Annotated in this window: 5 protein-coding genes; 2 read left to right on the top strand and 3 right to left on the bottom strand. The window is 62.4% G+C overall.

Annotated features, from left to right (window positions below; genetic code table 11):
• Positions 1–206: 206 nt before the first annotated feature.
• Together B3397_RS04870 and B3397_RS04865 are read left to right on the top strand one after the other, a co-directional pair.
• The gene (locus tag B3397_RS04870; protein ID WP_296247789.1) at positions 207–1,007 is read left to right on the top strand and encodes an ABC transporter substrate-binding protein; all 801 of its coding nucleotides are present in this window, start codon (positions 207–209) and stop codon (positions 1,005–1,007) included.
• A 43-nt stretch (positions 1,008–1,050) separates the two neighbouring features.
• Positions 1,051–2,571, top strand: a complete 1,521-nt coding sequence (locus B3397_RS04865) for an amino acid ABC transporter permease/ATP-binding protein (protein WP_296247787.1) — start codon at positions 1,051–1,053, stop codon at positions 2,569–2,571.
• Positions 2,572–2,586: 15 nt separating this feature from the next.
• Here the strand turns inward: B3397_RS04865 and recD are convergent, their stop codons facing one another.
• The 3 genes from recD to recC are packed head-to-tail and all read right to left on the bottom strand — an operon-like array spanning position 2,587 to position 11,833.
• A complete protein-coding gene (recD, locus tag B3397_RS04860; protein ID WP_296247785.1) occupies positions 2,587–4,665 on the bottom strand; it encodes an exodeoxyribonuclease V subunit alpha in 2,079 nt (692 codons plus the stop codon).
• The gene (recB, locus tag B3397_RS04855) at positions 4,662–8,357 is read right to left on the bottom strand and encodes an exodeoxyribonuclease V subunit beta (RefSeq protein WP_296247784.1); all 3,696 of its coding nucleotides are present in this window, start codon (positions 8,355–8,357) and stop codon (positions 4,662–4,664) included. The genes recD and recB overlap by 4 nt, the downstream gene beginning before the upstream one ends.
• The gene (recC, locus tag B3397_RS04850) at positions 8,354–11,833 is read right to left on the bottom strand and encodes an exodeoxyribonuclease V subunit gamma (RefSeq protein WP_296247783.1); all 3,480 of its coding nucleotides are present in this window, start codon (positions 11,831–11,833) and stop codon (positions 8,354–8,356) included. The genes recB and recC overlap by 4 nt, the downstream gene beginning before the upstream one ends.
• Positions 11,834–11,999 lie beyond the last annotated feature (166 nt).

Raw genomic sequence — 11,999 nt, 5'->3', positions numbered from 1 at the left:
GGCGGGCTCTGCGCACCCTATCGGTGCGAGCGTTCGCCGTCAGCGCCAGAACAGTCAGGGCCAGGCGCTGCGACGGCGCGGTGCATCGCCACCGATTGCAGCCTCACGCCCGCCCGCCATGCCCCCGGTACGTTCGTTGCAACGGCTTGTCAGGTCAATGACCAGGCACTGCCTTCCTGAAACGACCTCACCGGAGCTCCAAGCGCATGCTCAAGAAAACCACTGTGTCTGCCATCACCCTGCTGGTCGGCGGCCTGCTCGCGACCACTGCCAGCGTTGCTGCCACTACCGCCACCCCGGGGCAGTTGAAAGTCGGCATGGAGATCACCTACCCGCCGTTCGAATCCTATGATGCCAACAACAACGTGGTGGGTTCGGACCCCGAACTGGCCCACGCGCTGGCCAAGCAGATGGGCGTCAAGGCGGCGTTCGTCGATACCAAGTTTCCCAACCTGATCCTGGGTCTGAATGCCGGCCATTTCGACGCGATCATCTCCGGTATGTACATCACGCCGGAGCGTCAGGTACAGGCGCAGACCATCCCCTACGCCAATACCGGCGCGGCGATCATGGTGCCCAAGGACAGTGCCCAGAGCCCCAAGGTGCCGGAAGACCTCTGTGGCCTGAAGGTTGGCCTGGAAAAAGGCACTACCTGGGTGGCAGCTTTCAACAAACTGTCCACCGAGTACTGCCTGCCGAACAACAAAGGCGCGATCACCATCAGCGAATTTCCGTCGGCGCCTGAAGTGACCCAGGCACTGCTCTCTAAGAACGTCCAGGCCCAGGTGGAAATAGCCGGTGCCGCGCACATGATCGCCGAGCGCAGCAAAGGCCGAGTGGTAGTGACGTCCGAAAAGCTGGTCTATCCGCAGACCCTGGGCATCTATGTGAAGAAAGGCAATGACGAGACCTACCAGGCGCTGCTCAAGGCCTTGGAAGAGAGCAAGAAGAACGGCGAATACGCGGCGATCCTGAAGAAGTACGACCTGGAAGCGGTCTCCAACTAACGTCAGCCGCCGCCCCCGCTCGGGGCGGCGGTGTGAGGTGCCTATGCAATTCGATTGGTCCTATTTTATTTCTCTGTTCTCGATGTCGGCATTCTGGGTCGCCAGCTGGACGGTGGTGAAGCTCAGCGCACTGGCGTGGTTGATCGGCATGCTGCTGGGGCTCCTGCTAGCTTCGGCCAAGCTGTCCAGCTCGCGCTGGATGCGGGTGCCGGCGTCGATTTATATCTGGTTCTTTCGCAGCATCCCGCTGTTGGTGCTGGTGGTATTCGTCTACAACCTGCCGCAGCTCTTTCCCGCCAGCAGCAGCGTGTTGTCCGATCCGTTCTACTCGGGGCTTCTGGCCTTGGTGGTCACGGAGGCTGCGTACATGGCCGAGATTCACCGTGGTGGCCTGATCTCGGTGGTCAAGGGGCAGAAGGAGGCCGGGCGCGCATTGGGTATTGGGTTCCTTGGCCTGCAACGGCTGATCGTGATTCCCCAGGCGTTTCGCATTTCATTGCCGACGCTGATCAACGAATACATCACCGTGGTCAAACTCACTTCGCTGGTGTCGGTGATTTCCTTGACCGAGATTCTGACCATTGGCCAGCGCCTGTATGCACAGAACTTTCTGGTAATGGAAACGCTGGCGGCGGTGGGCGTGTACTACGTATTGATCGTCAGCGTGTTCGCCTGGCTGTTCCAGCGCCTGGAGAGCTGGCTCGACCTCAGCGCGCGCAAGCCGCAGACGCTGGACGACGATGCAATGAAGGCGCTCAAGGCCAGGGTCGGCACGCCTGCGCTGGTGCCGCGTGCGCAACCAGAAAGTGGCGCAGCACCGGCCTTGCAGTTGCAGAACATCCATAAGCGCTATGGCGACCACGAAGTGCTCAAAGGTATTGATCTGAAGGTGCAGGCCGGACAGGTGGTTGCCATTATCGGCCCCTCCGGCTCCGGGAAGACTTCGCTGATTCGTACGGTCAATGGGCTGGAAACCATCGATCAGGGTGAGATCGTGCTGTTCGGCGAGAGCTTCATCAACGCCGCCGACGCCCCCAACAATGCTCAGGTGCGGCGAGGCATACGGCACATCGGCATGGTGTTCCAGAACTTCAACCTGTTCCCCCATCGCACCATCCTCGACAACGTCACATTGGCGCCGCGCTATCACGGTGTCGACAGCGCCATCAGCGAGCAGCGCGCCTACGCACTGCTCGACAAGGTTGGCCTGCTGGCACACGCCGACAAATATCCCCACCAGCTGTCCGGCGGGCAGCAACAGCGGGTGGCCATTGCTCGAGCCTTGGCCATGGAGCCGGAAATCATGCTGTTCGACGAGCCGACCTCGGCGCTCGATCCGGAGCTGGTGGGCGATGTGCTCAACGTCATCCGCGACCTGGCCCGCGAAGGCATGACCCTGCTGATCGTGACCCACGAGATGGACTTCGCCATGTCCATCTCCGATCGCGTGCTGTTCATGGAAAACGGCAACATTCAGCTGGATGCCGCCCCCGCCGCCATCCGCAACGAAGCGCGCGGTGAGCGGGTGCGCCGCTTCATGGGCCTGGAAGAGCGCGCGGCGTGAACGGCGAGGCGACGGTCAAAGGTTCTGCTGCAGCATCAGGCCACTGAGGCGCTTGACCTTGCGTCGTACCGCCTCTTCGAACACCCCCTTGCGGGTTTCGATCAATGTGAACCAGTGCTTGGCCCGGGTGATACCGGTGTAGATCAGCTCCTTGGTCAACACCGGATTGAGTGCATCGGGCAGCACCAGGGCCGTGTGGGCAAACTCCGAGCCTTGGGATTTGTGCACGGTCATGGCATAGACGGTTTCCACATCGTTGAGTCGGCTGGGCAATACGAAGCGGATACCGCCCTTGCCGTCGTTGCGGGGAAACGCCACACGCAGCACCAGGCGCTCCCGGTCGCCGCCTTCGGGAAGGCTGAGGACGATGCCGATGTCGCCGTTCATCAGACCCAGGCCATAGTCGTTGCGTGTCATCAGCACCGGTCGACCTTCGTACCACGGCTGATCGCCCTCGATCAGACCCGCGCTGGTCAATACCTGGGTCGCACGCGCATTGAGGCCATCCACGCCCCAGGGCCCCTTGCGCACCGCACACAGCAACTGGAACGACTCGAAGGCTTGCAGCACGGTACTTGCCCACTGGTTCCAGGCCGGATCGTGCAGAGCGGTAGTGGCTTGCGGACGGCCTTCCTGGATCTGCTCCAGGTAGTGTCGGTAGCCCTGGGGACCTTCGGGATTTCGCCCGTGTCCATCGAGCAGCAGGCGTGACAGCGCAGTGTCCTGCTCCCCTTTGAGTTGCAATGAATAGACATCCGGAAACTGCGCCTGCTGCAGCAACGCCCGGGCTTGCTCGGGGTCTTGCCGGTTGACGTAACCGGCCAGCTGACCAATACCGCTGTCTTGGCCGAAGCGGCGCGAGTGGCGCAGCATGACCACCTGCTGGGCGAGCAGGTGACTTTGCTCACTACCCTGCTCCAGGCCGCTTTGGCCAAGGTCTTCACCACTGACGGCCTCCAGCCAGGCGCGGGTCTGCGGGCTGTAGAGGCCGGCCTCGGCCTGGCTGCACAGATCACCCAATACCGCGCCGGCTTCCACCGAGGCCAACTGATCTTTGTCCCCCAGCAGCACCAGCCGCGCCCGTGGAGGCAGTGCGTCGAGCAAGGTGGCCATCATCTCCAGGTCGATCATCGACGCTTCGTCCACCACCAGCACGTCCAGTGGCAGCGGATTGCCCCCGTTGTGACGGAAATGCCGGGTGCCGGGTCGGCTGCCCAGCAGGCGGTGCACTGTGGTCACCTCAGTGGGGATCCGGCTGCGAATCGCCTCGTCGACCTCCAGGGTCTGCACCTGCAAGCTGATCGATTCGGTCAGCCGGGCGGCAGCCTTGCCGGTGGGCGCGGCAAGGCGAATACGCAGGGGCTTGCCGGCCATGACTGCGGTGCCTTGCAGCAATGCCAACAACCGCACCACGGTGGTGGTCTTGCCGGTACCCGGCCCGCCGGTGACGATGCTGAACGCACCCCGCGCAGCGAGGGCGCAAGCCAGCTTCTGCCAATCGATGCGTTCGGCGCTGGCCGGACCAAACAATTGCTCGAGGCGTTCGGGCAGGTCGCTGGGGATGACTTCGCCAATGGCCAGACGCTGACGCAGGTTATGGTCGATCCGCCGCTCGTATTGCCAGTAGCGGCGCAGGTACAGGCGCTCGCCTGACAATACCAGGGGCGAACTGGCGCTGCCGGTGCCGTCACCGACCAGTCGGCTGGCCGCCAGGCTGGCTTGCCAGGTGCTGGCTTGAAGCCCTTCGAGCAATTGCGATGGCAGCAACGACGGTCCGTCCTGCACATCGCCTTCGGGAGGCAGCGAGAGGGCGAAATCCGGCTCGGCCAAGGTTGCCCTCAGGTCCAGGCAGACATGGCCATGGCCGAGCTGATGACTGGTCAGCGCCGCTGCCAGCAACACCAGGGGGTCACCGTCAGGCTCGAGATCGGCCAGAAATGCCACGAAGGCCTTGTCCAGTGCCCGCAGCCAGCCTCGCTCGACCCAGCGCTCGAGCAGGATCAATAGATCGTCGATGCGGGTCAATGGCTGCAATGCTGCCAGACTCGGCGCGTCGAGCGCAGTGGGCAACAGGTCGGCGAAAGAGCGGCTCATGATGCATCCTCTTCAAACAGGTCGGCCTGGAGGTGGCGGGTGCCGCCTTGAAACAGCGCATCGAGCTCTTCGATCAGCGCCCGTGGTGGGCGGGTGTAGTAGACACCCTGACTGCCCGACCCCAGCCCTCGCAGGAACAGGAAGATGGCGCCGCCCACGTGCTGGTCGTAGTCGTAGTCGGGCAGACGCGCCTTGAGTTGGCGATGCAAGGCCAGCAGGTAAAGCACGTATTGCAGGTCGTAGCGGTTGTCCAGGATCGATTCGACCATGGCGCTCTGGGTGTAGGCGGTGTCGTCCGGGCCCAGCCAATTGGATTTGTAGTCCATCACGTAGTAGCGGCCGTCGTGCTCGAAGCACAGGTCGATGAAGCCCTTGAACATGCCGTTGAGGGTCGCGCCCTCGGCGGGCAAGCGCATGGCACCCGGGTGGGTGTATTGGCGCACAAGCGTATCCAGTCGCTTGACGTCCACCTTGTGGCTGGCGAACCAGAACTCCATCTCGATCTGGTAATGCTGCAGGTGGGCGATCTGCAGCGCTGGCACGCCATCGGCTAGCTCCAGGGGCTGCTGGATGAATTGCCGCAACCACGCGTCGAGGGTCGGGATCCAGCCGCTCCAGCCTCGCCGATTGCAGCGGCGCGCCACGCTGTCGGTCATCTGCTCAGGCGCGCTGGCGACCTGCTGGAAGCCCTCGCGCCCCGCCCATTCGAGCAGACCGTGAAGAAAAGTCCCAGGCTCCGGGCCCCGTGGGAACCGATGGATATCACCACTGCTTGCAGGTACTTCACGTGACGATTGCGGATCGAGGCGTTCGTCGTCCATCAGCTTTTGTGCCTGGGGACTGTCCGGCGCTTCGTCGCTGTCGGACTCGAAAGTGTCACTGATACGCAACGCACTGTAGGAGGCGATCCACCAGTTCTCTTTGGCACTGCGTCTGGGCAATTTTGGCTTGAGTAACGCCTGCTCGTTGCGCGGCGGCGTGAACGTATGATCGTCGGCATCGGGCACCGGCCCTTGAGCGATCGCCGCCGTCCCGTCGGCCAGGTCCTGCAACCAGAGGCCGAGCTGCTCGGAGGATTGCAAGGGCTGGCTGGCGCCCAACAGGTAGCCGATGGCCGAGCGATGCACCACCGACTCCTTGGTGTTGCCGCGCTTGAGGTGGGCGATACCCAGCCAGCAGGCATGCTGGGCACGCGTCAACGCCACGTACAGCAGACGCAGGTCCTCCGCCAGACGCTCATCGTCGGCCAAGGCAATCTGTGCTGCGGTCGGCGTCAGGGTCACCTGAACCTGATGCTGTTCATCGTGATAGGCCAAGGGCAGACGCTTGCCGTCCACAGGCTTGCTGGTGCAAACGAAGGGCAGGAATACCAAGGGATATTCCAACCCTTTGGATTTGTGGATGGTAACCACCTTGACCAACTGTTCATCGCTCTCCAGGCGCAGTATCTGCTCCTCACCGGTACTGCCGCTCAGGCTCAGTTGCTCGCTGAAGTAACGGATCAACGCCTGCTCGCCATCGAGCTCGCTCGACGCCTGCTGCAGCAGCTCGCACAGGTGCAACAGGTTGGTCAGAACCCGCTCACCGTCGCTGCGACCGATCAGCGTCAGGGGCAAATCGAAGTCGTGGAGCAATCGACGCAACATTGGCAGCACACCCTGCTGACGCCACACCGTGCGGTAGCCGCGGAACTGCATCACCCGCGCTTCCCAGCTCAATTCGTTCAGGTTCAGTTGCTCGAGTTCGTGCAGCGAACGGTTCAGCGTAATGCTGGCCAACGCCGCACGCAGCTGACGTTCGGCATCGGGTTCGGCGCAGGCCTTGAGCCAACTGAGCAGGTCGTGAGCTTCCTGGGCGGCGAACACCGAGTCCTTGTCCGACAGGTACACGCTGCGCACACCGCGGGCCGCCAGCTCGCCGCGCACCGCCTGGGCCTCCTTGCCATCACGAACCAGAATGGCGATATCGGCCGGACGCAGGCCGCGTAGCGGCAGCCCTTCGATCTCAAAGCCGCTGCGGCCCTGTTGCCCGCCGTTGAGCAAGCGCACGATCTCGCTGGCGCACGCAGCAGACAGGGCCTGCCTGTAAGCCGGCCCCGACAATGGCTGGTCCTCGGCCAGATGCCACAGGTTCAGCGCACACGCCGGTTGCCCCTCGATCACCAGGTGCTCCTTGCGTCCCTGTGCAAGGACCCCGGAAAAAGGTACCGGATTGCCTTGGGGCGTACGGAACAGAAAGGCTCCGCGCCCCTCCTGGCGCTGCTCGGCGCGGGTGAAGATGTGGTTGACCGAAGCCACCATGGCCTCGCTCGAGCGGAAGTTGGTTCCCAGGGTGTGCAGCCTGCCCGTGGTGGCTTGGCGAGCCTGCAGGTAGGTATGGATATCGGCACCGCGAAAGGCATAGATCGCCTGCTTGGGGTCACCGATCAGAAACAGACCGCTGGCGGGGTCGTTGCTCTCGATGGAATAGATGCTGTCGAAGATGCGGTACTGAACCGGGTCGGTGTCTTGAAATTCGTCGATCAGTGCCACCGGAAACTGCTCACGGATCAACGCCGCCAAACGTTCACCGCCCGGCCCCTGCAGTGCAGTGTCCAAACGCACCAGCATGTCATCGAAGCCCATCTCGGCGCGGCGCCGCTTTTCCTCCTCGAACCGCGCGCCGATCCAGCGGGCAGCATGGCGCAGCACCGCCGCATCCGGTGTCGGCAGTGCCGCCAACTGTTCTGGTAGCGTCACCATCGCGTCGAGTCCGGGATGCTCTGGGGGCGTGCCTTTCCATGCCTCGGTGAACCCTGTGGGTGTCAGCCGGGAAAAACCGGTCGCCAGATCCAGCTCCTGCTGGGTGGCGTCGCCAGCCCACTGGGTAATCTTCTCGAACCAGGGCTCGAAGTAGCGGGCCTGCATCTTGCGCCCATCCACAGCTTTGCTCGCCACCGCCTGAAGACAGATATCTCGAAGCTCGGCGGCCCATTGCCCCCAGGGAGCCTTCAGCTGCGCCAGGGCCTCACGACGTTCGGCCAGGCAGGCAGCGATCAGCGCGGCGGGATCGTCATCGGGCGCTCCACTGCCGCCATGGCCAAACAGTCCGCGCACGCGAGACAGCAGCCCAGTCGGTCCGCCCCAGTGATGGCGGACCCAGTCCAGCGTCTCTCCTTGCATGGGGTAGCAGTAGCGCCGCCAGTAATCGCGCACCACCTCACCGAGCAACGCGCTGTGATCCGTCTCCAGGGTCTGAGTGAACAGGCTGCCACTGTCGAACGCATGCTCGCGAAGCATGCGTTGGCACCAGCTGTGAATAGTCGACACCGCCGCTTCGTCCATCCATTGCGCGGCAATGTCCAGACGGCTGGCGCAGGCCGGCCACAGCTGCGGGTCGAACTCGTCGCGAAGCTGCTCGATCAACCCATCAGGGCTGGCGATCTCGCCGCGAAAAAAACGCGCGGCCTCGGCCAGGCGTGTGCGAATGCGCTCGCGCAACTCCTTGGTTGCGGCGTCCGTGAAGGTCACCACGAGAATCTGCGGCGGCAGCAGTTCACGACCGAAGCCGCTTTCCTCACCACCGTGACCCAACACCAGGCGCAGGTACAGCGCCGAGATGGTGAATGTCTTGCCGGTGCCTGCGCTGGCCTCGATCAGCTGACTGCCGCGAAGCGGGAACGCCAGCGCCAATGGACGATTGCTGCTAGTCATGCTCGACCCTCCTGGTCATCCACAGAGCGCCACGGTGCCTCAAACAGTGGTCGGTAGAGGGCCTCGGCCCACCCTTCGAATTCTTCAGTTTCCATCAGTGCGTCGAAGTCCTTGAACTGTCGAGACAACGCGACGCTTTCGCGGCGTTCGCCCTGGGAGGTCACACCATCTCCCTCGTAGGCCTTGCGCGCAGCCGCCAACGCCTTTTCGGCATCGCTGTGGGCGATCCAGGCAAACGCGGTCTTCACCGCCACAGGCAACGGATGAGTCATACCGGCCTGCCAGGCCAGCAAGAGGTTGCCCAGCGACTCTTGGGCGACGTCCTGATCCAGCGGTTTGAGCAACAGGGTGTCGTCGCTGGCTACCACGGCGGTGGTCAGCGGCAGGCCCACAGCACAGGCGGCCATATGCGTCACCCAAGGGCGAATCAAGCGGTGCCATTTGCGCGAACGTACCCCACCAATAGCGTTGGCCAGGGTAGTGACGCTCAGGTAGTTGCCATCCTGTCGTCTGTGGAAACCACTGAACCACCCTTCCAGGCTGACCCCATTGCCCTGGAAACTGACCGGCAGCGCGCTGTCCACTCGTTCAGGCCACAGCACCAGCAGCTGCCTATACCGCTCAAGCAGATCGGGCATGGGCTCGATCAGCTCCTCCTGCAGGCGATCACCAAAGCCGGCCATGGGCAGCAGCCCGCTGCCCTGAAGCCTGCGGGCCTGGGCATGAAGCATCGGCTCGATCTCCCCGGCACCGGTCATTGCCGCGTTGAGCAGACTTTCGCCAAGGCTGTAGCGCTCCAGAGCATCGAGAACGAAAGGCTCTTCGTCGGCGACGGGTGCTTCAGCGGCTTCGAAGAACACCTTGAGACGCTGGCTGAAGAAATGGCGCACCGGGTTGCGTAGAAAATCCTGTAGCAGTCCCAGTGTCAGCGGCTCCTCCTGCACATGAGCGATCAGCTCCGGCGCTGCGGCAGCAACAGGTTGCGGCACATGCAAGTGCTGCCACTCTCGGGAAAAGCTGAACAATGACGGATTGCCCTGGTGAAAATAGCGGGCGCTGAAGGGTTGCAACGGATGCTCCAGGGTCAACGCGTGCAGCAACTGTTCGCCAGCGTCGAGTTGGCCACAGGGGTCATGCTCGGTCAGTTGCCATCCACTGGCAAGATGATCACGCAGCTGTCCGATCAAAACGGAGGGCGGTCGTTCGCTGTTGTCGCGGATGCTTCGGCCTACCCAGCTCACATACAACTGCTCGCGCGCCGACAGCACCGCTTCGAGCAGCAGGTAGCGGTCATCCTCGCGCCGCGAGCGATCGCCGGGGCGGTAGTCGCTGCCCATGAGATCGAAATCCAACGGGGGCTGAGCACGCGGATAATCGCCGTCGTTCATGCCCAGCAGGCAGACGATTTTGAAAGGAATCGCCCGCATCGGCATCAAGGTACAGAAATTCACCGAGCCGGCCAGGAAGCGCTGACTCAGACGGCCCTGGTCCAGTCCGGCGAGCCAGGCCTCACGCACTACCGTCAATGGAATCGGGTCCGTCAGACCAACGAGTTCACAGGTCTGCAACCAGCTATCGCGCAGCTCTTCAAGCTGCACCAGAAGGTAACCGTCGTGTTCCGAATCGGCCTGGAAGAACAGCTCGAGCAGGTCATGCAGCCTCGCCCCCCATACCGCTGGCGAGGCGGCGCCTGCCAACACGCCATGGGCCGCTTCCAATGCATCGAGCAACGAAACCAGTGGCCCGATCAGCGCGGCGTCCAGGCCGCCGATCTCATCATACGGTTCGATGTCATCGCAGCTCTGCCCGGCTCCCACTGCATAGCCGAGCAACATCCGGCGCAAGCCGAAACGCCAGCTGTTCTGTTCCAGCTGTTCGGGCAAGCCCAGCCCCGCGCGTTGCTGAGCGCTGAGCCCCCAACGAATGCCGGCACCTTCGATCCAGCGGTGCAAAGTAGGCAGATCACGTTCGTGGATTCCAAAACGGGCACGCAATGCTGGTACATCGAGCAGATCGAGCACTTCGCTGACGGCAAAGCGACTGTCCGGCAGCTTGAGCAGATATTCCACCGCGATGAGCAAGGGGTCGCGCCCGCGCTGGCCCTGATCGGTCAGGGTGAAGGGGATGAATCGGCGATCGTCTCGATCCAGCTGCCCGAACACGGCACGAATGTGGGGCGCATAACTGTCGATATCAGGCACCATGACGATGATATCGCGGGGCCTGAGGTCGGGTTGGGCACTGAAACGGGCCAGCAGTTGATCGTGCAGAATCTCCACTTCTCGCTGCGCGCTGTGCGCTACGTGAAAGCGCACGCTTCTATCCTTGCTGATGTTCACCGCTGGCCACAACGCACGAGTCTCTTCGAGAGGTCGCAGTTCAAGGATGTCGTCCTGCAACTGGGCCAGCAAGGTATCAGGGGTGCCCTCGGTGAACAGGTCGATACGGCCATCCTGGAATGCCGCCTGATAGCTACCGGGATCATCATGACTGTCCAACAGGTTGATGTAATCGCGCCCCTGCTTGCCCCATGCCGCCAGCAGCGGATGGGCATGCTGGTGCAGCAGATCGCTGCTGAGGACGACCGGCATACTCGCCTTGCGCGCCTGGCGTTTGTACTGATGGCGTAGCAGGTCCTTGTCGGCAACGATATCCGCCCAGTGATGGCGGCAGGGGTTGTGGACGCATAGCAGGACCTGACTGAACCGTCCCAATGCAGCCAAGGCCTCGAGCGCCTGGGCAGGCAGCGAGGAGATACCAAATACGATGACGCGAGATGGCAATCCCGGCGGCGCTTCCTGCAAGGCGGCGATTCGTTGCATGAATCGCGTGTGCACACCCGCCCGGCTTTGCGCCATGCCCTGTGCACCGACATCCACCAACAACGCCTTCCACAATTCTGCCTGCCAATGGTTCACGGCAACCAGCTCCCTTGGCTGCCCTGCCCCATTGCGCAACTGATAGCGTCCCGCCGCCCAGTCGTCCAGCCAGTCGGCACGGTAGACCTGATACTGGTCATAGAGATCGGCGAGGCGTTCGGACAGTTGATAGCGCTTGCGCAGATCATTGTCGTCAGTCAGAAAGCGTCGTAGAGGTTCGAAGTTCGGCTGGTCGATCAGTTGCGGCAATAGACGCATCAAACGCCAGGTCAGCGGTGCCTTGTCGAGCAACGAAGTGGCAGGAATTTCGTCTCTACCTAGCACGCTGCGGTACAGCTGCCACATGAAGCTGCCCGGCAATTGAACGTCTATCGCTGCAGCAATGCCTATTCCGCCGCCGTCCTCCGAATCTGGATCCTGAGCCAACGCCAGCTTGAGCCATTGAGCGATGCCGTTGCTCTGTACAAGCGCGATTTCATTCTCGAGCGGGCGCAAGGGATACAAACGCATCCAACTCACGACCAGGTTACGCAGTTCATCCAAACGGTTGCCATGAACCACCATGAAGCCAGGTTTGATCGGCGAAGCAGCTGACATTGCACAGGGTCCTTGGGAAGCGATTGGCAGACAGCAACCTTATCAGATGTGATCTGCCTGGAAGAGTCGGCGGGGTCCTGTCTGCACGTAGGGAGCGCCTGACGGTGCAGGGTAAGCCGCGTCCCTTCTCAACGCTTCAAAAAATAACGCCCACAAAAACAAAACC

Source organism: Pseudomonas sp. UBA4194, from assembly GCF_002379585.1.
GTDB lineage: Bacteria > Pseudomonadota > Gammaproteobacteria > Pseudomonadales > Pseudomonadaceae > Aquipseudomonas.
This window is presented reverse-complemented; position numbering and strand designations above follow the sequence as displayed.